This window comes from Paenarthrobacter sp. NCHU4564 (genome assembly GCF_052156435.1).
Taxonomy (GTDB): Bacteria; Actinomycetota; Actinomycetes; order Actinomycetales; family Micrococcaceae; genus Arthrobacter.
Genome location: NZ_JBQLIS010000001.1, coordinates 109,181 through 134,705 on the forward strand (window position 1 = coordinate 109,181; position 25,525 = coordinate 134,705).

At 63.8% G+C, this 25,525-nt stretch carries 22 protein-coding genes; 6 read left to right on the plus strand and 16 right to left on the minus strand.

What is annotated here, in order from left to right; translation table 11 throughout:
• Positions 1-11: 11 nt before the first annotated feature.
• On the minus strand, positions 12-974 hold the full coding sequence (locus ACSVIE_RS00500) for a heme o synthase (protein WP_426002603.1): 963 nt from the start codon (positions 972-974) through the stop codon (positions 12-14).
• A 436-nt stretch (positions 975-1,410) separates the two neighbouring features.
• Here ACSVIE_RS00500 and tkt point away from each other — a divergent pair, with 436 nt between their 5' ends.
• Genes tkt through pgl form a run of 6 tightly spaced genes read left to right on the plus strand, consistent with a single transcriptional unit; the run spans position 1,411 to position 9,631 of the window.
• On the plus strand, positions 1,411-3,528 hold the full coding sequence (gene tkt, locus ACSVIE_RS00505) for a transketolase (RefSeq protein WP_442422896.1): 2,118 nt from the start codon (positions 1,411-1,413) through the stop codon (positions 3,526-3,528).
• 31 nt (positions 3,529-3,559) lie between these two features.
• Entirely contained in the window at positions 3,560-4,675 is a 1,116-nt protein-coding gene (gene tal / locus ACSVIE_RS00510) for a transaldolase (protein ID WP_442422692.1), read from the plus strand.
• A 6-nt stretch (positions 4,676-4,681) separates the two neighbouring features.
• Complete coding sequence (locus ACSVIE_RS00515) at positions 4,682-6,313, plus strand: glucose-6-phosphate isomerase (protein ID WP_426002601.1); 1,632 nt, start codon at positions 4,682-4,684, stop codon at positions 6,311-6,313.
• A gap of 15 nt (positions 6,314-6,328) precedes the next feature.
• The gene (gene zwf, locus ACSVIE_RS00520; protein ID WP_426002600.1) at positions 6,329-7,885 is read left to right on the plus strand and encodes a glucose-6-phosphate dehydrogenase; all 1,557 of its coding nucleotides are present in this window, start codon (positions 6,329-6,331) and stop codon (positions 7,883-7,885) included.
• On the plus strand, positions 7,882-8,823 hold the full coding sequence (locus ACSVIE_RS00525) for a glucose-6-phosphate dehydrogenase assembly protein OpcA (protein WP_426002599.1): 942 nt from the start codon (positions 7,882-7,884) through the stop codon (positions 8,821-8,823). Before zwf ends, ACSVIE_RS00525 begins: the two co-directional genes overlap by 4 nt.
• On the plus strand, positions 8,813-9,631 hold the full coding sequence (gene pgl, locus ACSVIE_RS00530; RefSeq protein WP_442422693.1) for a 6-phosphogluconolactonase: 819 nt from the start codon (positions 8,813-8,815) through the stop codon (positions 9,629-9,631). The genes ACSVIE_RS00525 and pgl overlap by 11 nt, the downstream gene beginning before the upstream one ends.
• Here pgl and ACSVIE_RS00535 read toward each other — a convergent pair.
• The 15 genes from ACSVIE_RS00535 to ACSVIE_RS00605 all read right to left on the minus strand — a co-directional run bounded on the left by ACSVIE_RS00535 (position 9,584) and on the right by ACSVIE_RS00605 (position 25,516).
• A complete protein-coding gene (locus tag ACSVIE_RS00535) occupies positions 9,584-9,979 on the minus strand; it encodes an RNA polymerase-binding protein RbpA (protein ID WP_426002596.1) in 396 nt (131 codons plus the stop codon). The two genes, pgl and ACSVIE_RS00535, sit on opposite strands and share 48 nt — an antisense overlap.
• A 149-nt stretch (positions 9,980-10,128) precedes the next feature.
• Positions 10,129-10,386: a preprotein translocase subunit SecG gene (secG, locus tag ACSVIE_RS00540; RefSeq protein ID WP_426002595.1), complete on the minus strand. Its 258-nt coding sequence runs from the start codon at positions 10,384-10,386 to the stop codon at positions 10,129-10,131.
• 36 nt (positions 10,387-10,422) lie between these two features.
• Complete coding sequence (tpiA, locus tag ACSVIE_RS00545) at positions 10,423-11,238, minus strand: triose-phosphate isomerase (protein ID WP_442422694.1); 816 nt, start codon at positions 11,236-11,238, stop codon at positions 10,423-10,425.
• 78 nt (positions 11,239-11,316) lie between these two features.
• A complete protein-coding gene (locus tag ACSVIE_RS00550; protein WP_442422695.1) occupies positions 11,317-12,543 on the minus strand; it encodes a phosphoglycerate kinase in 1,227 nt (408 codons plus the stop codon).
• A 9-nt stretch (positions 12,544-12,552) separates the two neighbouring features.
• The gene (gene gap, locus ACSVIE_RS00555) at positions 12,553-13,563 is read right to left on the minus strand and encodes a type I glyceraldehyde-3-phosphate dehydrogenase (RefSeq protein ID WP_426002591.1); all 1,011 of its coding nucleotides are present in this window, start codon (positions 13,561-13,563) and stop codon (positions 12,553-12,555) included.
• 269 nt (positions 13,564-13,832) lie between these two features.
• On the minus strand, positions 13,833-14,456 hold the full coding sequence (locus tag ACSVIE_RS00560) for a superoxide dismutase (RefSeq protein WP_426002590.1): 624 nt from the start codon (positions 14,454-14,456) through the stop codon (positions 13,833-13,835).
• Positions 14,457-14,631: 175 nt separating this feature from the next.
• Positions 14,632-15,612: a DNA-binding protein WhiA gene (gene whiA / locus ACSVIE_RS00565; protein ID WP_018777554.1), complete on the minus strand. Its 981-nt coding sequence runs from the start codon at positions 15,610-15,612 to the stop codon at positions 14,632-14,634.
• 13 nt (positions 15,613-15,625) lie between these two features.
• A complete protein-coding gene (locus ACSVIE_RS00570) occupies positions 15,626-16,642 on the minus strand; it encodes a gluconeogenesis factor YvcK family protein (protein WP_442422696.1) in 1,017 nt (338 codons plus the stop codon).
• The gene (gene rapZ / locus ACSVIE_RS00575; protein ID WP_442422697.1) at positions 16,642-17,565 is read right to left on the minus strand and encodes an RNase adapter RapZ; all 924 of its coding nucleotides are present in this window, start codon (positions 17,563-17,565) and stop codon (positions 16,642-16,644) included. The genes ACSVIE_RS00570 and rapZ overlap by 1 nt, the downstream gene beginning before the upstream one ends.
• Positions 17,566-17,675: 110 nt before the next feature.
• On the minus strand, positions 17,676-19,688 hold the full coding sequence (gene uvrC / locus ACSVIE_RS00580) for an excinuclease ABC subunit UvrC (RefSeq protein WP_442422698.1): 2,013 nt from the start codon (positions 19,686-19,688) through the stop codon (positions 17,676-17,678).
• A 54-nt stretch (positions 19,689-19,742) separates the two neighbouring features.
• Positions 19,743-20,411: a lysophospholipid acyltransferase family protein gene (locus ACSVIE_RS00585; RefSeq protein ID WP_426002584.1), complete on the minus strand. Its 669-nt coding sequence runs from the start codon at positions 20,409-20,411 to the stop codon at positions 19,743-19,745.
• Entirely contained in the window at positions 20,398-21,114 is a 717-nt protein-coding gene (locus ACSVIE_RS00590; RefSeq protein WP_442422699.1) for an HAD hydrolase-like protein, read from the minus strand. The genes ACSVIE_RS00585 and ACSVIE_RS00590 overlap by 14 nt, the downstream gene beginning before the upstream one ends.
• Before the next feature lie 111 nt (positions 21,115-21,225).
• The gene (uvrA, locus tag ACSVIE_RS00595) at positions 21,226-24,153 is read right to left on the minus strand and encodes an excinuclease ABC subunit UvrA (protein ID WP_442422700.1); all 2,928 of its coding nucleotides are present in this window, start codon (positions 24,151-24,153) and stop codon (positions 21,226-21,228) included.
• Positions 24,154-24,219: 66 nt separating this feature from the next.
• On the minus strand, positions 24,220-24,600 hold the full coding sequence (locus ACSVIE_RS00600) for a GntR family transcriptional regulator (protein WP_442422701.1): 381 nt from the start codon (positions 24,598-24,600) through the stop codon (positions 24,220-24,222).
• Between the two features lie 136 nt (positions 24,601-24,736).
• Complete coding sequence (locus ACSVIE_RS00605; RefSeq protein ID WP_442422702.1) at positions 24,737-25,516, minus strand: trans-aconitate 2-methyltransferase; 780 nt, start codon at positions 25,514-25,516, stop codon at positions 24,737-24,739.
• Between the last annotated feature and the right edge of the window lie 9 nt (positions 25,517-25,525).

Genomic DNA, 25,525 nt, shown 5'->3' on the forward strand with positions numbered 1-25,525 from the left:
GGCTGCGCTCCTTAGCCGCCAATCAGCGGCGAACCGACGAACGGATCCACGGCCAGGGCAATAAAGAGAAGCGTCAGGTAGCTGATGGAACCGTGGAAGACCTTCATGGCTCCCTTGTTGGAGACGTCACCGCCCTGTGCCCGCTTATACAGTGCGTGGCTCTCGTAGAGGAACCAGGCGCCGGCGGCAACGGCAGCCACTGTATAAACCCAGCCGGCACCGCCGACCGGAATCATCAGGAGGGAACACGCGACCATGGCCCACGCGTAGAGGACGACCTGGACGGAAACGACCTTTGCGCCGGCGATCGCCCCCAGCATGGGCACGTTGGCGTTGCGGTAGTCTTCGCCGTACCGCATGGACAGGGGCCAGTAATGCGGTGGTGTCCAGAGGAAGATGACCATGAAGAGGACAATGGCCGGCCACTCCACGGTATTGGTAACGGCGGCCCAGGCGATCAGGACAGGAAAGCAGCCTGCAGCGCCTCCCCAGACAATGTTCTGGGCCGTACGGCGCTTAAGGATCATGGTGTAAATGACCACGTAGAACACGATCGCACCCAGGCCCAGCCATGCAGAGAGCGGGTTGGCCCCGAACCAAAGAATGGCAATCGAAGCAGCGCCAAGCACCCACGCGAAGACCAGGGCCTCACGGGGGGTCACCTCTCCTGTAACAAGGGGGCGCTTTTCCGTCCGGTGCATCAGTTTGTCGATGTCACGGTCGATGTAGCAGTTGAAGACACCGGCGCTGCCGGCGGCGAAGGCGCCGCCCACCAGCGTGGCCAGGATGAGTCCCAGGGAGGGGAAGCCGCGCTGCGCGAAAATCATGGTGGGCAGCGTGCTGACCAGGAGCAGTTCGATGACGCGGGGTTTGGTGAGTGCGAGATACGCCTTGAACTTACGGGAGAATCCGATGCTTCCCCGGGCCGGGGACGCGTTGAGGTGCGTATCAGTTGTGCTCACGGCGGCAGTCACTCTGTTCTATGCTCTGGGGTTCTCGCAGCAGTTGCCATCCGGGACTCCGACGTGGGACCGCGGGCGCGCGAACTGCTGGTGGCCTCAAATATCATACCGTGGCCGGGCACGGGCCAATGTCCGCAAAAATCGCCAATGTTTCCGAATCTTCACGCCTCCGCGGCGCCTTGGTGATTCATATAAGCGAATTTCTGTCCAGTTAGTGGGATTCCCTGAGTCCCACGACACGTTTCGGGCTAAGCTGTGAGCAGATCAGCACACGTCGACTTTCCGGGAAACCGTATTCTCGGATCTCCGTGCGTCTGGATGAGAGATCAACGTTTCAATGGTGAACGGCTGGGAGACACATTGCAGCGGGCCGCCATCCTGAGCTTCTGCGTGCCGTCTCCATAAACTTGCCGTCAGCACAGAGAGGGGCTCGGTTTTCGTGCCACATTTGGAAGAGCAACAACTGTCCTGGACCGATCTGGACAAGAAGGCCGTGGACACCGTTCGGGTGTTGGCTGCGGACGCTGTGGAGAAGGTGGGCAACGGACACCCCGGTACCGCGATGAGTTTGGCTCCCGCGGCGTACCTGCTGTTCCAGAAGCTCATGCGTCACGATCCGAAGAACCCTGACTGGATTGGCCGTGACCGTTTCATCCTGTCTCCGGGCCACACTTCTTTGACTCTTTACATCCAGTTGTTCCTCTCCGGTTACGGCCTGGAACTGAAGGACCTCGAGGCGCTGCGTACCTGGGGTTCGCTGACTCCGGGCCACCCGGAGTACAAGCACACCGCCGGTGTTGAAATCACTACCGGACCGCTGGGCCAGGGTCTGGCGTCGTCGGTCGGTTTCGCGTACTCCCAGCGCCGCCAGCGCGGCCTGTTCGACGCCGATGCTCCCGCCGGCCAGTCGCCGTTCGACCACACCATCTGGGTCATCGCTTCCGACGGCGATCTCCAGGAAGGTGTCACCTCGGAGGCTTCCTCCCTGGCCGGGCACCAGGAGCTGGGCAACCTCGTGGTGATTTACGACGAGAACCACATCTCCATCGAAGACGACACCGACATCGCGTTCACTGAGGATGTCCTGAAGCGCTACGAGGCCTATGGCTGGCACACCCAGCGCGTGGACTGGACCAAGACCGGCGAATACGTCGAGGATGTCCAGGAACTGTACTCGGCGCTGCTGGCGGCCAAGGCCGAAACGACCAAGCCCTCCATCATTTCGTTGCGCACCATCATCGGCTACCCGGCTCCGAAGAAGCAGAACACCGGCAAGATCCACGGTTCGGCCCTGGGAGCCGAAGAAGTGGCCGCGCTGAAGACGGTCCTGGGTTTCGACCCGGAAAAGTCCTTCGACATTGACGAAGAGGTTCTGGCCCACGCCCGCAAGGTTGTTGAGCGTGGTTCCGAAGAACGAGCAGCCTGGCAGGCGAGGTTCGAGGCATGGCAGGCTTCCAACCCGGACGGCGCCGCTTTGCTCGAGCGCATTGAGGCCAAGAAGCTTCCGGTGGGCATCGACGCTGCCCTTCCGGTGTTCGAGGCCGGCAAGGACGTTTCCACCCGTGCCGCTTCGGGCAAGGTCCTGAACGCCATCGGACCTGTCCTGCCCGAACTCTGGGGCGGGTCCGCTGACCTGGCCGAGTCGAACAACACCACGATCGAGGGCTCGCCCTCGTTCATCCCGGCCTCGCGGTCCACGGACGCCTGGAAGGGCAACCCGTACGGCCGTGTGCTGCACTTCGGTATCCGTGAGCACGCCGCTGCCTCGATCGTGAACGGCATCTCGCTGCACGGCCGCACGCGTGCGTTCTCGGGCACGTTCCTGATCTTCTCGGACTACCAGCGTCCGGCCATCCGTCTTGGCGCTTTGATGGGTGTTCCGTCCCTGTACGTGTGGACGCACGACTCCATCGGCCTGGGCGAAGACGGCCCCACCCACCAGCCGGTGGAACAGCTCGCATCCCTGCGCGCCATCCCGGGCCTGGACGTGGTCCGCCCCGGTGACGCGAACGAAGTCTCCGCTGCCTGGAAGGCCATGCTGGAGAACCACGAGAACCCGGCAGGGATCGTGCTGACCCGCCAGAACATCCCCACCTACGCCCGCGGTGAAGGCGAAGCCACCGGTGATACCTTCGCATCCACCGCAGGTGTGGCCAAGGGCGGCTACGTCCTGGCCGAGGCCTCCAAGAACGGTGAAACGGTGGAAGCCCAGGTCATCCTGATCGGCACCGGCTCCGAGGTCCAGCTCGCCGTGCAGGCCCGCGAAGCACTCCAGGCCGAAGGCATCGCCACCCGCGTCGTCTCCATGCCGTGTGTCGAGTGGTTCAACAAGCAGGACGAGGCCTACCGCGAATCCGTCCTCCCGGCCTCCGTCAAGGCCCGCGTCTCCGTCGAAGCCGGACTCTCCCAGGGCTGGCGCGAATTCGTCGGTGACGCCGGCCGCTCCATCTCGCTGGAACACTTCGGCGCCTCGGCTGACTACAAGCGGCTCTTCCAGGAGTTCGGCATCACCGCCGAGGCTGTCGCCGCAGCCGCCAAGGACTCCCTCGCAGACGCCGCAGCATAACCGTCTGACCCCCTAAGACAGGAGAAATTCAATGACTACTCCAACACAGCAGCTTTCCGAAGCCGGCGTTTCCATCTGGCTCGACGACCTCTCCCGCGGACGCCTTGAAACCGGTACCCTGCAGAAGCTCATCGATGAAAAGAACGTCGTTGGCGTGACCACGAACCCGTCGATCTTCCACGCCGCCATCACCTCGGGCACGGACTACGACGCCACGATCGCCAAGCAGGCAGCAGCAGGCGCCAGCGTCGAGGAGACCATCTTCGAGATCACCACTACCGACGTGGCCGACGCCTGCGACCTCTTCGCTCCGATCGCCGCAGCGACCAACGGTGTTGACGGCCGTGTCTCCATCGAGGTCGATCCCCGCCTCGCCTGGGACACCGCCGGTACCATCGCGGAAGCCAAGCACCTGCACGCCAAGGTGAACAAGGACAACGTCCACATCAAGATCCCGGCAACCCTGGAAGGCCTCGAGGCCATCACGGCAACCCTGGCCGAAGGCATCAGCGTCAACGTCACGCTGATCTTCTCCCTGGAGCGCTACCGCGCAGTCATCAACGCCTTCCAGTCCGGTTTGGAGCAGGCGAAGGAGAACGGCCACGACCTCTCCAGGATCCACTCGGTCGCGTCATTCTTCGTCTCCCGCGTGGACACCGAGATCGACAAGCGGCTCGATGCCATCGGAACCGACGAGGCCAAGGCTCTCAAGGGCAAGGCAGGCGTTGCCAACGCCCGTCTCGCCTACCAGGTCTACGAAGAGCTGTTCTCCACCGAACGCTGGGCACTCCTGGCCGAAGCCGGCGCCCGTCCCCAGCGTCCGCTGTGGGCATCCACCGGCGTCAAGGACCCGGCATACCCGGACACCCTGTATGTTACGGAGCTCGTAGCTCCGGGTGTCGTCAACACCATGCCCGAGAAGACGCTTGATGCTACTTTCGACCACGGCGTCGTCACCGGGGACACCGTCTCCGGAACCTACGAGGACGCCAATGCAACCCTGAACGCCCTTGAAGGCCTTGGCGTCGCTTACAACGACGTCGTGGCGCTCCTTGAGTCCGAGGGGCTTGAGAAGTTCGTAGCCAGCTGGAAAGAACTGCTGGCCGACGTCGAAGGCGCTCTCGCAACTGCACGGAAGGCTTCCTAACCAACAATGAGCACAATCAGCTACGACGCCAGCGGTGCTGCACAGCAGGCTATCGCCCAGCACATCGACGCCCTGGTCGAGGACAAAATCGCAACAAGGATTTTCGCCAAGGACCATACTCTGTGGGGTCCTGACGCCGAATCCGAGTCCGCCATCAGGCTGGGCTGGGTAGAGGCTCCAGCCGTCTCCCAGCCTCTGGTTGCGGAGATTCTGGAACTGCGTGACGCCTTGCGCGCAGAGGGCGTCTCCCATATCGTCCTGTGCGGCATGGGTGGATCCTCGCTGGCCCCCGAGGTCATCGCCGGTACCGCCGGCGTCGAGCTGACTGTGCTGGACAGCACCGACCCCGAACAGGTCAGTGCTGCCCTTGCCGACCGCCTGGAGGAAACAGCCATTGTGGTTTCCTCCAAGTCAGGTTCCACTGTGGAGACCGACTCGCAGCGCCGCGTCTTCGAGAAGGCCTTCAACGAGGCCGGAATCGAAGCGGCCAGCCGGATCATCATCGTGACGGATCCTGGCTCTCCCTTGGACAAGGCGTCCCGTGAGGCCGGCTACCGTGCTGTCTTCAACGCTGACCCCAACGTCGGCGGACGGTTCTCGGCCTTGACCGCGTTCGGCCTGGTCCCGTGCGGCCTGGCCGGCGTCGACATCCAGGCCTTCCTCGATGAGGCTGAAGAGGCTGCGGAGGTCCTCAACGAGGACTCCAACGACAACATCGGCCTCGCTCTCGGCATCGCCCTGGGGGGAACCACCCCCCTGCGCAACAAGATCGTCATCGCCGAGGACGGCTCCGGGATTGTCGGCTTCGCCGACTGGGCCGAACAGTTGATCGCCGAATCCACCGGCAAGTCGGGCACGGGTGTCCTGCCGGTCGTTGCCGGCCCGGACTCCCCCGAAGCCGTTGCGGGCGCGGACGACGTCCTGGTGGTGCGCCTGGTGGACGCCGACGCGGACGTCGATCTTCGCGACAACGAGGTGGCCATCGCAGGCGGACTCGCATCCCAGATGTTCGTCTGGGAATTTGCCACCGCAGTTGCCGGCCGGTTGCTCGGCATCAATCCCTTCGACCAGCCGGATGTCGAGGCCGCCAAGGTTGCTGCCCGCGGTCTGTTGGACGCACGTCCCGAGCCCACACCTGCGGCTTTCACGGACGGCTCCGTGGAAGTCCGGGGCGGCGACTGGCTCGGCTCCGCAGCGACAGTCACCGACGCCGTCCAGGCTCTGCTGGATCAGCTGGGCGCTGACGGCTACCTGAGCGTCCAGGCGTACCTTGACCGGATCGCCCACGCTCCCCTGGAAGGAATCCGTGACGAACTGGCCGCTGTGTCCGGGCGCCCGGTCACCTTCGGTTGGGGACCGCGCTTCCTTCACTCCACGGGGCAGTTCCACAAGGGTGGACCCGCCATTGGAGTGTTCCTCCAGGTCACGGCAGCCGCCTCCACGGACCTGGAGATTCCGGACCGCCCGTTCACCTTCGGTGAGCTTATTGCGGCCCAGGCCTCGGGCGACGCCCAGGTCCTTGAAGGACACGGCCGTCCCGTGCTTCGCCTGCATCTCACTGACCGTGCAGCAGGCGTAGCCCAGCTCCAGGAAGTCGTCGCTGCGTTGGCCGGGCAGGCCAGCGCACTCGAAAGCTAAGGCACAAAACCAAACATGCCAGAAACTGAAAACGGCAGGAAGAACGCCGGGCTGCGGAACCCCTTGCGGGACCCGCGGGACCGCCGTCTGAACCGTATTGCAGGGCCGTCGTCGTTGGTCTTCTTCGGAGTCACCGGCGACCTCGCCCGAAAGAAACTCATGCCCGCGGTCTACGACCTCGCCAACCGGGGCCTCCTTCCGCCGAGCTTTGCCTTGGTGGGCTTCGGCCGCCGCGACTGGGACGACGCCGACTTCGCGGCCGAGGTCAAGGAAAACGTCAAGGCCCACGCCCGCACCAGGTTCGATGAAGCCGTGTGGGAGCAGTTGGCGTCCGGCATCCGCTTCGTCAAGGGCGAGTTCGACGACGACGACGCCTTCGAGCGCTTGGGCGACGTCCTCGAAGAACTCGACGAGAACCGTGGCACCCGGGGAAACCACGGCTTCTACCTGTCAATCCCGCCCAAGGCGTTCGAACAGGTCTGCCGGCAGCTGTCCAAGCACGGCCTGGCCCAGGCCAAGCCGGGCCAGTGGCGGCGCGTGGTCATCGAGAAGCCGTTCGGCCACGACCTCGAGTCGGCACGGCAGCTGAACGACATTGTGGAATCGGTGTTCCCGCCGGACGCTGTGTTCCGTATCGACCACTACCTGGGCAAGGAAACAGTCCAGAACATCCTGGCCCTGCGCTTTGCCAACCAGTTGTTCGAGCCGCTGTGGAACGCCAACTATGTTGACCACGTGCAGATCACGATGGCCGAGGACATCGGTACCGGCGGCCGCGCCGGCTACTACGACGGCGTGGGCGCAGCCCGCGATGTCATCCAGAACCACCTGCTGCAATTGCTGGCGCTGACGGCCATGGAGGAGCCCATCTCCTTCAACGCCGACGACCTCCGTGCGGAAAAGGAGAAGGTCCTGGCTGCCGTGAAGCTGCCTGAGGACCTTTCAACCCACTCCGCCCGGGGACAGTTCACCGGTGGCTGGCAGGGGGGCGAGGAAGTCCAGGGCTACCTGGACGAAGACGGCATTCCTGCGGACTCGAAGACCGAAACCTACGCCGCCATCCGGGTGGACATCAATACCCGCCGCTGGCATGGGGTTCCGTTCTACCTTCGCGCCGGAAAGCGCCTGGGCCGTCGGGTGACCGAGATTGCCGTGGTGTTCAAGCGTGCACCCAACCTGCTCTTCCGCGACCACGGTGAAGACGACTTCGGGCAAAACGCAGTGGTCATCCGCGTACAACCGGATGAGGGCGCAACCATCCGCTTCGGTTCCAAGGTCCCGGGCACGCAGATGGAAGTCCGCGACGTCACCATGGACTTCGGTTACGGCCACTCCTTCACGGAGTCAAGTCCCGAAGCCTATGAGCGGCTGATCCTGGACGTCCTCCTGGGCGAGCCGCCGCTGTTCCCGCGGCACCAGGAAGTGGAGCTGTCCTGGAAGATCCTCGACCCGTTCGAGGAATACTGGGCTGGTCTGGACGAACAACCTCAACCCTACGCACCGGGCAGCTGGGGGCCGGCATCCGCCGACGAACTCCTGGCCCGTGACGGACGAACCTGGAGAAGGCCATGATCGTAGATCTTCCCGACACAACCACGTCCAAGATCTCGAAGAAGATCATGTCGCTGCGTGAACAGGGCGGTGTCATCGCGCTGGGTCGAGTGCTCACGCTGGTGGTGGTTACCAAGTCCGGTCAGGAGGAGGAAGCCATCGAGGCCGCCAACGAGGCGAGCCGGGAACACCCCTGCCGGATCATCGTGCTTGCCGACGCCGGGGCCGAAGCGCCCGACCGCCTCGATGCGCAGATCCGCGTGGGAGGCGACGCCGGAGCCTCCGAGGTCATCGTGCTGCGCGGCTACGGCCAGATGGCCCACGAGAGCGAGTCGCTGGTGGCTGCGTTGCTGCTGCCGGACGCTCCGATTGTGGCGTGGTGGCCCCACGGAGCGCCGGAGAGCGCCTGCGACACATCCATCGGCGGGATTGCCCACCGGCGTATCACGGACTCGGCCAATGAGGCGGATCCCGCCCAGGCATTGGAGAACATCCGCCGCACGTACAAGGCCGGTGACACCGACCTTGCCTGGACGCGGTTGACCAATTGGCGCATCCAGCTTGCGGCGGTTCTCGACCAGGTGGACAGCGATCCTGTCTCTGCCATCGCGGTCGAAGGGGCGTCGGACTCCCCCAGCACCCTCCTGCTGGCCGCCTGGCTGACGTTGGCCTTGCAGGCCCCGGTCACGATCGTGGCGGACCCGGCCGGCACCGGGATCCGGCGTGTACGCCTGACCCGTGCCAGCGGTGATGTCCAACTGTTCCGCCCGGGCTTGTCCGTGGCTGAACTGACGCAGCCCGGACAGCCGGCCCAGCGCATCACCCTCCCCCGCCGCAGCCTTCGGGACTGCCTGGCAGAAGAACTCCGCCGCCTTGATCCTGACGAAGTCTTCGGAGAAGTGATTACGATGGGACTGCCACTTACCAGCCAGAGGAGAGTCCAGACCAGTGCACGCTGAGCCAAGAGTTAGCATCCATCCCGACTCCAAGGTGTTGATGGCTGCCATTGCGGCACGCCTGATCACCAAGCTTGTCGACGTACAGGACAAGCACGGCGAAGCCACGGTTGTCCTGACGGGCGGCACCGTGGGCATCGGGACGCTCAAGGCTGTAGCGGACTCTGCCGCAGCTCCTGCAGTTGACTGGTCCAGGGTGAACTTTTGGTGGGGGGACGAGCGCTTCGTCGCTGCCGACAGCGACGAGCGGAACACCCGTCAGGCTCACCAGGCACTGCTGTCGCAGTTGCCTGTCGATCCTGCCCGTGTCCACGAGCCCGGCTCCTCAGACGATTTCGCCACGGCGCAGGAGGCGGCCGATGACTACGCGGCGCGACTCAAGGCGGCAGCAGAAGCCGAACACGCAGCCGACATGTCGGACGACCGGCCGGAAAGTCCGTCAGACCTGCCACGGTTCGATGTACTGCTTCTTGGCGTAGGACCTGATGCACACGTTGCGTCGCTCTTCCCCGAACAAGCCGGTATCCGCGAAAAGGGGCGGACTGTGGTTGGCGTCGAAAATTCACCCAAGCCGCCGCCGTCGCGCGTGTCCCTTACCCTGCCGGCGATCAACACCGCCCAGGAAATTTGGATGGTCGTGGCAGGCGAGGACAAAGCAGGTGCGGTAGGCCTGGCACTTGCCGGGGCGAACCCGGTTCAGGTACCGGCTGCCGGTCCTGTGGGTCGGTCCCGGACCCTCTGGCTTATCGACGAGAACGCTGCTTCACGCGTCCCCCAGCAACTGGTCCGGAAGGACCCGGCCGGCGCGTAGCCGCTCCAGCGCTCCAGCCAGGACCGTTTCGGCGTCCTGGCTGGAGCGTCTTTCTTTAACGTAGTCCAGGTGCGACTTGTACAGTTCGTCGTCCGGCCGGGTTGGTGAGGCAGTTCCCGGCTCCCTGGCCGCGGTCAGCCCGCACTTGGGACAATCCCAGGTCTTGGGGATCTGATCGTCGGGCAGCTTAAGGAAAATAAGCCGCGTTTCATGTCCCTTGGCGCACCAATAGGGGACACGAATACGCGGCAATTGCTCAGCTTCGCCTGGATCGCTGTGATTCCTTGCTCCGGAACCAAGCGCAACTCCTGCGCGGGTACCCCGGTAGCCGGGCGTGCCATGAACCATTGTTTGAACCCCCTGGGCGGCGAGGTGGTGGGCCGTGGCGGCCAGTCGGCCCTGCGGCCGACACGCCCATTGTAATGCGGGGTGTACGACGGCGGCACCCGTCTTCCGGGTGCCGCCGTCGTGAATACATGGAAAGCCTCAGGCTTTGGCTACGAATCTCCGCCGGAGGTGAAGCGCATGATGAGGCCCAACCCGATGATGACAAGGCCCCAGGTGACACCAAGGATGATGGTGAAGCGGTTGAGGTTCCGCTCAGCAACACCGGAGGAGCTCAGTCCGGAGCTCATACCGCCACCGAACATGTCGGACAGCCCGCCGCCCCTTCCCTTGTGAAGCAGGATGAGCAGCGTCAGCAGCAGGCTGGTTACACCCAGCAGAATCTGCAGGATGACTTGGAGAACGTCCACAACGGCCTTTCGAAGAAGCGGAAAACGGGAGCCGGACTAGTCCGTCACGAGGTGGCTCTCGAACCTGACAATGTTAGCAAACTCGGCGGGGTCCAGGCTGGCGCCACCCACAAGGAGCCCGTCAACGTCAGCTTCAGCCATGATGGCAGCCGCGTTGTTGGCCTTGACCGACCCTCCATAGAGCAGGCGCGTCTTGAGGGCAACCGACTCATCAAAGAGCCTGGTCAACTCATCCCGGATGGCGGCGCACATTTCCTGGGCGTCGCCGGGACCTGCGACTTCACCGGTACCAATGGCCCAGACGGGCTCGTAAGCCACCACGAGTTCGGCCGCTTGCTCGCCGGTCAGCCCTTCGACGCCTGCGCGCAGCTGTGCAAGCGTGTGCTCCACGTGCGTGCCCGCCTGCCGGACCTCGAGGCCTTCCCCGACACAAAGGACGGGGGTGACTTGGTGACGGAACGCTGCCTTGACCTTGGCGTTCAGGACTTCGTCGGACTCATGGTGGATGGTGCGCCGTTCGCTGTGGCCTACCAGGACGTAGGAGCAACCCAGCTTGTTCAGGAACTGGCCGGAGATGTCACCCGTGTACGCGCCGGAATCGAACTGGGAGAGGTCCTGAGCACCGTAGACAACATCGAGGTCGTCGCCCTGTACCAGGGTCTGCACGCCGCGGAGATCGGTGAACGGCGGGAAGACAGCAACTTCGACCCGCTTGTAGTCGTGCTTGGCGTCGGAGAGGGTCCACGCCAGCTTCTGCAGCAGGGTGATGCCTTGGACATGGTCCATGTTCATCTTCCAGTTGCCTGCGATGAAGGGCTTGCGGACAAAGTTGCCGTTGGCAGAGGTAGTCACATGAACTCCAAAAGATTTCAGGGGATTAAGGAAGCAGCCGGCAGGGCGCTGTGATGCACCCTGCCGGCTGGTTGCTGGTCAGCGGTCCAGGACGCTCAGGCCCGGAAGTTCCTTGCCTTCAAGGTACTCCAGGCTTGCCCCACCACCGGTGGAGATATGCCCGAACTGTGAGTCCTCGAAGCCCAGGGTGCGGACGGCGGCGGCAGAGTCTCCACCACCAACCACCGTGAAGGCGACAGTGTCCGTCAGTGCCTGGGCGATTGCCCTGGTTCCGCCGGCGAAAGCCGGGAACTCGAACACGCCCATCGGGCCGTTCCAGAACACGGTCTTGGCGCCTTCGATCTGTGCGGCAAAGGCGGTGGCGGTCGCGGGTCCGATGTCCAGGCCGATGCCGGAGGCGCCGAAGGAGCTCTCCTCGATGGCGTCGGCTGCTACGACTTCGTGCTCGGCGTCCGCGGCAAAGCGGTTGGCAACCACGACGTCGGTCGGAATGACGAACGACGTCCCGGCGTCGGCTGCCCTCTTGAGGTAGTCCTGGACAACAGGAATCTGGTCCTCTTCGAGCAGGCTGCCGCCAACCTTGCAGCCGTTGGCCGCCAGGAAGGTGAACAGCATGCCGCCGCCGACGAGGATGGTGTCAGCCTTGCCGATGAGGTTGTCGATGACGGCGAGCTTGTCGGATACCTTGGAGCCGCCGAGGACCACCACGTAGGGGCGCTGGGTGTCGGTGGTCAGCTTGCGCAGGACCTCGACCTCGGTGTGGACGAGGTCGCCCAGGTAGGACGGAAGCCGCGTGGCGATGTCGAAGACACTGGCGTGCTTGCGGTGCACTGCACCGAAAGCATCGTCCACGAATGCCCCGTTCCCGCCGGTGAGGGCCACGAGTTCGTCCGCGAACGCGCCGCGGTCGGCGTCGTCCTTGCTGGTCTCGCGGGCGTCGAAGCGGACGTTCTCCAGGATCAGGACTTCGCCGTCCTGGAGCGCCGCTGCGCGGGCTTTGGCGGACTCGCCAACAGTATCGTCGGCCAATGCCACCGTGAAGTCCGCCAGTTCCGCGAGGCGGGCTGCTGCAGGCTTCAGGGAGTACTTTTCCTCGGGTGCACCCTTGGGGCGGCCGAGGTGGGCGGTTACGAGCACACGGGCACCGGCGTCCGAGAGCTTCTTGAGGACCGGGAGGGATGCCTTGATACGGCCGTCATCGGTCACTGTAGAGCCGTCGAGCGGCACATTGAGGTCACTTCTGACCAGAATGTACCGCCCGCGGACACCTTCAGCGATGAGTTCGTTGAGGGTGTGAGATGTCATGTGTCTACCCTAGCCCAGCTTGGATGCGACAAGCTCCGTGAGGTCTACGAGGCGGTTGGAGTAGCCCCACTCGTTGTCATACCAGGACACAACCTTGACCTGGTTGCCGATCACCTTGGTCAGCCCGGAGTCGAAGATCGACGATGCCGGGTCGCCGACGATGTCGGAAGAAACGATCGGCGCGTCGGTGTAGGTGAGGATGCCTGCCCACTGCTCCGACTCAGCCGCCGCCTTGACTGCAGCGTTGACTTCGTCCACGGTGACTTCGCGGGAAACGGTGACGGTGAGGTCCGTGGCGGAACCCGTCGGCACGGGAACGCGGATGGCGTAGCCGTCCAGCTTGCCCTTGAGCTCAGGGAGGACCAGGCCGATTGCCTTGGCGGCGCCGGTGGACGTGGGAACCATGTTGACGGCGGCGGCACGGGCACGGCGGAGGTCCTTGTGGGGGCCGTCCTGCAGGTTCTGGTCCGCCGTGTAGGCGTGCACGGTGGTCATCAGGCCGCGTTCGATGCCAAAGGCATCGTTGACTACCTTGGCCAGCGGGCCGAGGCAGTTGGTGGTGCAGGAGGCGTTGGAGATGATGTTGTGCTGGGCGGGATCGTAGAGGTTGTCGTTGACGCCCATGACGATCGTGATGTCTTCGTCGCTTGCCGGAGCGGAAATGAGGACCTTCTTGGCACCAGCATCGATGTGCTTCTGTGCGGCCGCGGCCTGGGTGAAGAAACCGGTGGACTCGATCACGATGTCGACGCCGAGGTCGGCCCAGGGAAGGTTTGCGGGGTCACGCTCGGCGAGGACCTTGATGGCCTTGCCGTCCACGACGATATTGCCATCCACGACTTCAACGGACTGGGTCAGACGGCCGCCGACAGAGTCGTACTTCAGGAGGTGGGCGAGGGTTTCGGGGCTGGTGAGGTCGTTGACGGCGACAATCTCAAGGTCTGCGCCCTGGGCCAGCGCTGCGCGGAAGTAGTTGCGGCCGATGCGGCCGAAGCCGTTGATACCAATACGGGTGGTCACTGTTTGTCAATCTCCTTGGTGCTCTTGCAAGCACGCCTCGTGAGTTGGATTAGAGGTCCAACCAACAGACCCCGCACGTCATTGGGCAGAGGTGATTATCAGATCGGAGGGCGACCAGCCACGTTGCTGAAGGCTAACCGCCTTCCGTGATCCATCTTACGTTTAACTAAGCCTGCCCCCGCAACTGCGGGGGCAGGCTTTTCAGCATTTGTCCCTAATTCACTATAAAAGTGACTTTTGTTACACCCGTGTCAACGAGGGCTCACCAACTACAGGACGATGAGGCCCGTGGCGTTGGCGCGGGCAGCTTCGAAGCGCTTGGCGACATCTGCCCAGTTCACGATGTTCCAGAAAGCCTTGACGTAGTCAGCCTTGACGTTGACGTAGTCCAGGTAGAAGGCGTGCTCCCACATGTCGAGCATGAGCAGCGGGGTGGTGCCGACGGCAACGTTGCCCTGCTGGTCGTAGAGCTGTTCGATCAGCAGGTTGCCGGCAATGGGCTCGTAGGCCAGGAAGGCCCAGCCGGAGCCCTGCAGGCCCAAAGCTGCTGCCGTGAACTGCGCGCGGAAGGCGTCGAAGGATCCGAAAGCGTCGTCGATCGCGGCCGCGAGCTCACCCTCGGGCTTGTCGCCGCCGTCCGGGGAGATGTTGTTCCAGAACACGGAGTGGTTGATGTGGCCACCGGTGTGGAACGCGAGGTCCTTGGAGAGGCGGTTGATGTTGGCGTAGTCACCCTTGTCGCGGGCGTCAGCCAACTGCGCGAGGGCGTTGTTCGCGCCGGCAACATAGGCAGCGTGGTGCTTGCTGTGGTGCAGCTCCATGATCTTCGCCGAAATGTGCGGCTCGAGTGCTGCGTAGTCGTAGCCGAGCTCGGGCAGAACGTACTCTGTCACGAAATCCTCCAATGTCGTGGACCGTAGTCCGGTTTGGTCATTCTCGTACTATCCATCCGGCTGGCTGACCAACCGGAAATCCTTGGGGAGGAAGACTGGTCCGGCCCCTGAGGGAAACAACCCGCAGCAGCCTTGCAGTATTTCCTCCGCACTTTCCCGATTCTATGGGTGCGGACTACTCGTCCATCATTTCGGGAGTCACATTTGCTTCTGTGCCCGGTATACCCAGATCCAGGGCGCGCTTGTCGGCCATGGCCAGCAGTCGCCGGATCCGGCCGGCTATGGCGTCCTTGGTCATGGGCGGATCTGCCAGGCGGCCGAGTTCGTCAAGACTGGCCTGTTTGTGGGCCACACGAAGCTCACCTGCGTACTTGAGATGGTCCGGCACATCGTCGCCCAGAATTTCCAGTGCCCGGTCAACCCGAGCGCCGGCAGCCACGGCAGCCTGTGCCGAACGGCGCAGGTTGGCGTCGTCGAAATTGGCCAGCCTGTTGGCGGTTGCCCTGACTTCCTTCCGCATCCTGCGCTCTTCCCAGACCATGAGGGCATCGTGCGCTCCCATCCGGGTCAGCAGGGCGGCAATCGTGTCACCGTCCCGGATGACCACCCTGTCCACGCCGCGGACTTCCCGGGCCTTGGCCTGGATGCCCAGCCGGCGGGCAGCCCCCACCAATGCGAGGGCTGACTCCGGCCCTGGGCACGTCACTTCCAAGGATGACGACCTGCCCGGTTCCGTCAATGATCCGTGGGCCAGGAAGGCTCCCCGCCAGACGGCCTCTGCGTCGGCTGCGGAACCATTGACAACCACGGAGGGCAGGCCACGGACGGGACGGCCGCGCCCATCCAGCAGGCCGGTCTGCCGGGCCAGGGCTTCTCCGTCCCGGACAACGCGGACAACATAACGGCTGCCGCGCCTCAGTCCCCCGCCGGAGACCACGATGATCTCGCTCTGGTGTCCGTAGACCTCGGCGATGGCCGCCCGCAGCCGGCGGGCGGTGGAGGCAAGATCGACCTCTGCCTCTATGACGATCCGTCCGGAGATGATGTGCAGGCCGCCGGCAAAGCGGAGCATAGCCGAAACTTCGGCTTTGCGAACGGACGATTTCTTGATGTCCAGCCGGGACAGCTCGTCCTTGACCGACGCGGTTAATGCCATCGCGTGTGTGTTCCTAACTGTTCCCGAAAATGTCGTGGTACGCCGCGGCCAGCCTCAGTGGATCATGGACGGGGCGGCGCCTCGAAGCCCCTACTTTACCCAACACAACTTCCGCGCCAATCATCCCCGCAGCTTTCTCGAAAGCTTTAAGGTCCGCTATGGCATCCGGGTCCGCCAGGACCACGTCCACGCTGAATTCGGGCGCGTAGCGGCGGAGGACATCCAGATGGTCAGCGGCCGTCATACCCGATGTCTCCTTGGTTTCCATGTCAAGGTTCATGGTCAGGCAGCGCTTGGCAGCAGTGCTCCCCAGGGCCTGGCGGAGTTCCGGCAGGAGTAAATGCGGCAGGACCGAGGTGTACCAGGAACCCGGGCCCAGGATCACCCAGTCGGCCAGCTCAATGGCTGTCAGGGACTCAGTGCATGCCGGAGCTTCCTCGGGCAACAGCCGGACGTCCTCCAGCTTGCCCGCCACGGCGCATTTGGCCTGGCCCCGTACCGTCTGGAGCTCGTGGCCTCCATCCGGCAACTCCACCCGGGCCTGGCCCTCAATGGTCAAAGGCACGCTGGACATCGGCAGCACCTGGCCGCGTGCACCCAGCAGGGCACCTGCCCATTTGAGGCCCGCCACCGTGTCCCCCAGGAGTTCCCACAGCGTAACGATCAGCAGATTGCCCATGGCGTGGTGGTCCAGGGAGCCACCCTTTGCCGTACCGGCATTGAAACGGTGCTGCATGACATCGCGCCACGTCCTGCCCCAGTCGGTGTCATCGCAGAGCGCGCTGAGCGCCATCCGCAGGTCCCCGGGCGGGAGGACGCCGTACTCCTCCCGCAGACGCCCGGACGAACCGCCGTCGTCAGCTACCGTCACGATCGCCGTCAACTCGGACGTGAGCAGCCGCAGTGCGGACAGGGACGCGGCAAGGCCGTGGCCCCCGCCCAGTGCTACAACGGTGGGGCTCTTATGCTGCTGGCTGCCGGGTACGCCCTTGGGCGGGATCAGCGGCAGCGGGCCCGTCAGGACGCCCATTACTCCCGGCCCAGATCGCGGTGGGTGGTGGTGACGGTGACGCGCGGATATTGCGCCAACCGCTTGGACAGCTCGACGGCGACTGCCACCGAACGGTGCTTGCCTCCGGTACAGCCCACCGCCAAGGTGGCGTAGTGCTTGTTTTCCTGGCGATAGCCGTCCAGGACAGGTTCCAGGGCGCGGACGTAACGGTCCACGAACTCGTGGACGCCGTTGGCCGCCAGTACGTAGTCGCTGACGTTCTGGTCCAGTCCCGTATGCGGCCTGAGCTGCGGGACCCAATGGGGGTTGGGAATGAACCTGGCGTCAGCCACGAAGTTGGCATCCACCGGGAGGCCGTACTTGAAACCGAAGCTCATGACGTTCAAGCGCAGCGTGACCGGACCGGTGTCGCTGAAAAGTTCCGTGATGGCCGTTGCCAGGCCATGGACGTTGAAGTCGGAGGTGTCCAGCACAATGTTCGCGTGCTCGCGGAGCTCGCGCAGGACCTCCCGCTCTATGCCGATACCGTCCAGGATGCGCCCGCCCTCCTGCAGCGGATGGGGCCTGCGGCCTTGCTCGAACCTGCGGACAAGGACGTCGTCGCTGGCATCCAGGAACAGCACCCGGAACGTGATCCCGCTGGCGCTCAAGGCTCCCAACGCGGTCTGGATGTCCGTAAACAAATCCTTGCTGCGGACATCCACCACCACTGCCAGCTTGGGAATGGACTTGGGCGCGTGCGAGACGATCTCGGCCAGCGTGCCCAGCATCTGTGGGGGAAGGTTGTCCACCACGTACCAGCCGTGGTCTTCAAGGGCGTCCGAGGCGGTGCTTCGGCCTGCCCCGGACATGCCGGTGACCACCAGCAGTTCCGCCTCCGGGGGCTTGACGGGCGTGAGTCCGTCCTGCTCCGTGCCGGATCCTGCCGTCGAGTCGTCCATGCGTCGTCCCCGTTTCACTGAAGTGGCTGATGCAGCATGCCGCCGCCGGAGCGACGCACGCAGGACCGGCGGCATCGAGCCTGAGGCCACCGGTCAAGTTCTTACCCTAGCTAAGATTCGATGATTTCGCCGGTGGTCATGTTCACGGCGGGAGCTGCTTCGGCCTCCCCGGCTTGTGAGCCCAGGTGCTGGACGACTGCGGCGGCCAGTGCAGGGCCGATGCCCTTGGCGGACGTCAGTTCCTCCACGCTCGCTGCCTTGATCTTCTTCAACGAGCCAAAATGGGACACCAAGGCCTTCCGTTTGGCCTCCCCCAGGCCTGGAACGCCGTCCAGCGCGGACACTGTCATGGCCTTGCCGCGCTTCTGCCGGTGGAAGGTGATGGCGAAGCGGTGGGCTTCATCCCGGATCCGCTGCAGGAGGTAAAGGCCCTGTGAGGTTCTGGGGAGAATGACCGGGAAGTCGCTGTCAGGCAGCCACACTTCTTCCAGCCGCTTGGCCAGGCCAACCACGTAGACGTCGTCGATCCCGAGATCAGCCAAGGCACGCGCTGCCGCATTCACCTGCGGCTGGCCGCCGTCCACCACCACCAGGTTGGGCGGGTAAGCGAACTTCGCTTTGGGTGCCGGAGTGGTGGTGTCCGACGCCGGCACACCGGATGCGTCGCCGGCACCAGTACCGGCGGGGCCGGCGATCTCTCCGGAGACAGGCACCTGGGCAACTTTGTCGTTGAGGTAGTGGCGGAACCGGCGCGTGAGGACGTCATGCATGGCCGCGGTGTCATCTGCTGCAGCCGGCCCTGTGATGGAGAACTTCCGGTAGTCGGACTTCTTGGGAAGGCCGTCCTCCACGACCACCATGGACGCCACCACGTTGGTCCCCTGCACGTGCGAAATGTCGAAGCACTCGATGCGCAGCAACGGCACGGGCAGTTCCAGGGCCTCCTGGAGTTCCTGAAGGGCCAGGGAACGGACCGTGATGTCACCGGCACGGCGGGTCTTATGGAGCTTCAGGGCCTGTTCGGCGTTCTCCCTGACCGTGGACATGAGGGCGGCCTTGTCACCGCGCTGCGGTACCCGGATGTCTACCTTCGCCCCGCGCAATCCACTGAGCCACTCGGTCAGTTCGGCCTGGTTGGCGGGTGTCTCGGGGACCAGGACTTCACGTGGCAGCCTGCCCTGGACTTCACTGTCCTCCCCGTAGACCTGGAGCAGGAGATGTTCGATGAGCTCCGGCGTCGTGGCGTCCTCGACCTTCTCCACCACCCAGCCACGCTGGCCGCGGACCCGGCCACCGCGGACGTGGAAGACCTGCACCGACGCTTCCAGCTCGTCGTCATGGAGGGCGAAGATGTCCGCGTCCGTATCCTCGGCCAGGACCACGGCATTGCGCTCGAAGACCTTCCTCAGCGCAATGATGTCATCCCGGAGTCCGGCTGCCCGCTCATAATCGAGCTCGGCAACGGCAGCGGCCATGTCTTTTTCCAGGCGGTTGATGAAGCGCTTGGCTTCGCCGCCCATGAACGCACAGAAGTCCTCGGCAAGCACGCGGTGTTCCTCTGGCGTCACGCGGCCCACGCACGGCGCCGAGCATTTATCGATGTAACCCAGCAGGCAAGGGCGGCCGCTGGCCTGCGCGCGCTTGAAGACGCCGGCACTGCAGCTGCGGACCGGGAAGACCCGCAGGAGGGTGTCCATGGTTTCGCGGATTGCACCGGCCGTGTAGGGACCGAAATAACGGGTGCCCTTCTTGCGCTCCCCCCGCATGACCTGCACCCTGGGGATCTTCTCGCCCATGGTGACGGCAAGGTACGGATACGACTTGTCGTCCCGGAACATGACATTGAACCGGGGCTTGAATTCCTTGATCCATGTGTATTCCAGCTGCAGCGATTCCAGCTCGCTGCCCACCACAGTCCATTCCACGCTGCTGGCGGCGTGGACCATGGCGTGGGTCTTGGGCAGCAGTCCCGCCGGATTGGCGAAGTACGAGTTCAGCCTGGAGCGGAGGTTCTTTGCCTTGCCGACGTAAATGACCCGGCCGTGGGGGTCGCGGAACCGGTATACACCCGGGTTGGTGGGAATTTCACCCGTTTTGGGTCGGTAACTTGCTGGATGTGCCACGACTCCAGTCTAGTGAAGGGGGCAGGCTTCCCCCGCCAGCGAGACCAGCCGCCGCTAGTCGAGCGACTTGCTCTGGTTGTAGCTTGTGGACCGCTCCTGCCCGCTCAATGCGGCGATGGCATCCATGATCCTGTCCGTCACTTCCCGGCGCGCAGGAAGGGAGTGGTCTGGGCCGGTCTTGTCGAAGTACAGCGGTTCGCCGACCTTCATGGTGAAGTGCTGGGGCCGCACGGCGTTCTTGTCGGCAGGCTGCAGTTTCTCGGTTCCGATCAAGCCCACGGGAATGACCGGGGCACCGGTGGTCAGCGCCAGCCACCCGACTCCGGTCCGTCCCCGATACAGGATGCCGTCCCGCGAACGGGTGCCCTCGGGATAAATGCCGATGCCCTTGCCGGCTTCAAGGATGTCCAGGAGGGTCTTCAGCGCCTGGACGCTGGCCGCCTGTTCACCACGCTCCACGGGGATGGAGCCGACAGCTTCGAAAAAGGACTTCATGACGGCGCCTTTGACACCCTTGGTGGTGAAGTACTCCGCCTTGGCGAAGAAGGCCACGGGCCGTGGCATCAAGGCCTGAACGATGACACTGTCCAGAAACGAGAGGTGGTTTGGTGCAACGATGAACGGGCCGTCCGTGGGAACGTTCTCCAATCCCACGACGGTCGGCCTGCACGTGGTGGAAATCAGGCCCCGCGTCGTCCACCGGATCGCATCAAAGACTGCCATCGTTTTGTACCTCGCTCAGTGCCGCCGCACGGACAGCGTCAAGTTCTTCAATTTTGTTTCTCAGTTCCGTCGTCGAGTTGACGACGGCGACGGCGCCGGCTTCCTCCAGCTCGCCGTCGGGGGCAAAGCCCCACCTCACGCCTATGCAGTCGAGCCCGTTGGCCATGGCCCCGGCCACGTCCTGATGCCGGTCACCCACCATCACGGCCGGCTGGGAGTTGAGATCAGCCAGGGCCGCGCCAACTATCTCGATTTTTCCCGGCGCGGTATTGGCCGAGAGCGATTCGTCGTCGGCGGCACCCCGGATGGAGACAAAGAAGTCCGCAATGTTGTGGTGCTCCAGTACCAGCCGGGCGATGCCTTGGGGCTTTTGTGTAGCCACGGCTACCGGCCGTCCGGATTCGGCGAAAAACTCCAGGAGATCGTAGATGCCCGGGTACAGCTTGCTCTGGGCTATCCCCGTTTCCCGGTAATGGCGCCGGTAACGGGCAATGGTTTGGTCCACCAGTCCAGCAGGCACCTCTGCAAGGTTCAGGAGCGAATCACTGAGTTTCGGGCCCACCATGGCGTTGAGGACAGCCTGATCCGGGACAGGAAGGTCCATTTCGCGAAGGGCAGCTGAGATGCCGCCTGTGATTCCGCCTGCAGGATCGACAAGGGTGCCGTCCAGATCGAAGATTACGGGCACCTTTGTTTGAGTCACCGGGTTAGTTTCCCACAAGTAGCGGCATGCCTGAAACTCGCATGCCGCTACGGGAATACTTCCAGGGCGTGACGATGTTGCCTACCGGCCAGCTGGCTCTGCTGTGAGGCCTTAGCCGAGAATCTCGGCCAGGAACGTTCCCGTGTGGCTGTCCGGGGACTTCGCTACGTCCTCGGGCGTGCCCGTGGCTACGATCCTGCCGCCTCCCGAACCACCGTTGGGTCCGAGGTCCACGATCCAGTCAGCGGACTTGATGACGTCAAGGTTGTGCTCGATGGTAATGACCGTGTTGCCCTTGTCCACCAGCCCCTGAAGTACCATGAGCAGCTTGCGGATGTCTTCGAAGTGAAGCCCGGTGGTGGGTTCATCCAGAACGTAGATGCTGCGGCCGTTGGACCGTTTCTGGAGTTCCGCCGCGAGCTTCACGCGCTGGGCTTCACCACCCGAGAGGGTGGTGGCGGGCTGGCCCAGGCGCACATAGCCCAAACCAACATCCACCAGGGTTTTCAGGTGCCGGGCAATCGGAGTGAACGCAGCGAAGAACTCCGCAGCCTCCTCGATGGGCATGTTCAGGACATCCGCGATGGTCTTGCCCTTGTAATGGACTTCCAGGGTTTCCCGGTTGTACCGGGCACCATGGCAGACCTCGCAGGGCACGTAGACGTCCGGCAGGAAGTTCATCTCGATCTTCAGCGTGCCATCGCCGGAGCAGGCTTCGCACCGCCCGCCCTTGACGTTGAAGGAGAAGCGCCCGGGCAGGTAGCCGCGGACCTTGGCCTCGGTGGTTTCGGCGAAGAGCTTGCGGATGTTGTCGAAAACGCCGGTGTACGTTGCCGGGTTGGACCGCGGCGTACGCCCGATGGGGCTCTGGTCAACGTGCACCACCTTGTCCAGGTGCTCCAGCCCCTGGACGCTGCGGTGACGGCCTGCCACCTGCTTGGCGCCATTGAGCTTGTTGGCAAGGACCTTGTAGAGAATCTCGTTCACCAGCGTGGACTTGCCGGACCCGCTGACACCAGTGACGGCCGTGAAAAGGCCCAGGGGGAACGCGGCGTCAACGTTGTTGAGGTTGTTCTCCCGCGCGCCGACGACTTTGAGCTCCCGCTTTTTGTCGTACTTGCGGCGCTTGGCCGGGACCTCGATCCTGCGGCGGCCGGACAGGTAGTCGCCGGTCAACGATTCCGTGTTCTGCAGCAGTTCCTTGTAGGGGCCCGAGTGCACCACCTGGCCACCGTGCTCCCCGGCACCTGGTCCGATGTCCACCACCCAGTCGGCCTCGTGGATGGTGTCTTCGTCGTGCTCCACCACAATCAGGGTGTTGCCGAGGTCCCGCAACCGGGTCAGGGTCTCAATGAGCCGCCGGTTGTCACGCTGGTGCAGGCCGATGGAGGGCTCGTCGAGCACGTACAGCACGCCCACCAGGCCGGAACCGATCTGGGTGGCCAGCCGGATGCGTTGCGCCTCGCCACCGGACAGCGTGCCCGAAGCCCGCTCCAGGTTCAGGTATTCAAGCCCAACGTCCAACAGGAACGTCAGCCGGGCCTGGATCTCCTTTAGAACCTGGTGGGCGATCTGCGCTTCCCTGCCGGTCAGGGTCAGGTTGCCAAGGAAGGCTGCGCATTCCCGCATGGGAAGTGCGGCTACCTCTGCGATGGACTTTCCGTTGATCAGCACGGACAACGACGCGGGATTCAGCCTGGCACCGTTGCACTCCGGGCACGGAATCTGGCGCATGTACTCTTCATAGCGGTCGCGGGCCCAGTCGGAGTCGGTTTCACCGTGCTTGCGGTGGACGTACTGGATGGCGCCCTCGAATCCGGTGCTGTATTTCCGTTCCCGGCCGAACCTGTTGCGGTACTGGACAACTACCTTGTGGTCCTTGCCGTGAAGGACAGTGTTGCGGACATCCTTGGGAAGCTTCTCCCAGGCCGTGTCCATGGAAAAGCCAAGTTCCAGGGCGAGGCCTTCAAGGAGACGGTTCCAGTACTCCGTGGTGGCGGTGCCCAGGGACCAGGGAGCGATGGCGCCTTCCCCGAGGGAAAGCTCGGGATTGGGAACAATAAGTTCCTCGTCCACTTCCAGCTTGGTGCCGATGCCGCTGCACGCGGAGCAGGCACCGAAGGGGTTGTTGAAGGAGAACGACCGGGGCTCGATCTCGTCGATGGCCAGCGGGTGCTCGTTGGGGCAGGCGAGGTTCTCCGAGAAGGCCCGGATCCTTGCCGGATCATCGGCATCCAAATCCACGAACTCCACCAGGACGCGTCCCTCCGCCAGGCCAAGGGCGGTCTCCACCGAGTCCGTCAGACGCTGGCTGATGCCTTCCTTGACCACCAAGCGGTCAACCACCACCTCGATGGTGTGCTTGAACTGTTTGCCCAGCTTGGGAGCCTCGTTGAGCTGGACCAGTTCACCGTCAACGCGGGCGCGTGAGTATCCCTTGGCTGTCAGTTCCTTGAAGAGGTCTACAAATTCGCCCTTGCGTCCGCGGACCACGGGAGCCAGGACCTGGAACCGCGTGCCGCTTTCGAGCTCCAGCAACTGGTCGACAATCTGCTGCGGGGTCTGGCGGGCAATGGGCTCGCCACATACCGGGCAATGGGGACGTCCCACCCGGGCCCACAGAAGACGCATGTAGTCATAGATTTCCGTGATGGTGCCCACCGTGGAGCGGGGGTTCTTGCTGGTGGACTTCTGGTCAATGGAAACCGCGGGTGACAGGCCTTCAATGAAGTCCACATCCGGCTTGTCCACCTGCCCCAGGAACTGCCGGGCATAAGCGGAAAGGGATTCGACGTAGCGCCGCTGCCCTTCAGCGAAGATGGTGTCGAAAGCCAGGGAGGACTTGCCGGAACCGGAAAGGCCCGTGAAGACGATCATTGCATCGCGCGGAAGATCGAGGTCCACGTTGCGCAGGTTGTGTTCGCGGGCGCCCTTGACGACCAGCCGGGACAGGTCCGGCCGGGTGGGCTTGTCATCGGGAACGACAGAGACGCTTTTCAGGGATTCGATGGCAGTATCTTCAGCTAAGGCTTTGGGCACGCACCCAATGCTAATCGAAAACTTCTTCGAACCGCCATGTCGTTCCTCACACCCTGCCGTCGGATTTCAGTCGGCGTCGTAGGCTGCGGCGAAAAGTTGCACCGCCTCGGCGAAGGAAGCCCCCTGGGCCTTCGCTGCAGCGGCATACTGGGCCGCGACGGCCGCCAAAGCGCCCCATCTGTCGTCCCTTGGACACACCACGGTTCCGTTGCGACCACGGGTGGCCACCACCCCTGCCGCTTCCAGCTCCTTGTAGGCGCGGGCAACAGTATGCGGGGCCACATCCAGCACGCCGGCCAGGTTGCGGACCGGCGGAAGCTTCGAACCGACCGGGAGTTTACCGGAGTCCGCGAGTTCAATGATCCGGAGCCGCAGTTGTTCAAAAAGCGCAACCCCACTGTTGGTATTGGGGCGCCACGAACCGGGGAAGCCGTCTGCCGGCGTCACCGTGAACACCGGCCTGCAACCGGCGCCATGCCCACCGGGTATTGCTCAACGAAGCGTCCTTGGTCCATGCCGAGAATTAGACCAGCGTCGCCCTGCGGGTACAAGCCGTTAAGAGCCGGTGCGTTGCGTCCGCCGCTCACGGGTTCTTCCGGCCGACAGCAAAAATCCGGCGGAACGGATACACGGTGCCGTGATGGGTCGGGGGATAAGCCTCCCGCAGCAACGCGGAATACTCAGTCTCGAACGCTGCGGCATCTTCCGGGGACAGAACATCAAGGATCGGACGCAGTCCCGTCCCCCGAACCCATTCGAGCACCGGATCCTTGCCCTGCAGTACCTGCTGGTAGGTGGTTTCCCAAGCGTCAGCCTGGCATCCGGCGTCGAGCATGAAACCCAGGTAGTCCGACGGTGCGGCGACGGCGCCGTCGTGCCGGAGAACGTCCCCTGCGCGTTCCGCCCACTGCGGCGAACCGGCAAGGGACCGCATCAGGGTATGGGACGGTGACGTGAAATTTCCCGGAACCTGCAGGGCGAACCAAGCCCCTGGCTTCAGTGCCCTGAGCCACGTTGCGAGCATGTCCTGGTGTCCCGGAACCCATTGGAGCGCCGCGTTCGTGATGACGACGTCGGTGTCGTCATCCGGCATCCAGTCAGCAATATCGCCGTGGACAAAAGACAGGTTGGGTGATCCCCCGGCAACAATGGCAGCTTTGGCCAGCATCTCGGGCGAGGAGTCGAGGCCCACGATGCTTGCGTCCGGCCAGCGCTCCGCGAGGGTGGCCGTCAGGTTCCCGGGGCCGCAGCCGAGGTCGACCACCTTCCGTGGAGCCTCGGCCTGTACCCGGGCGACGAGGTCGTGGAACGGGCGGTTGCGATGGTCGCCGAACTCCACGTATTTTGATGGATCCCACTTCATACGGCCTCC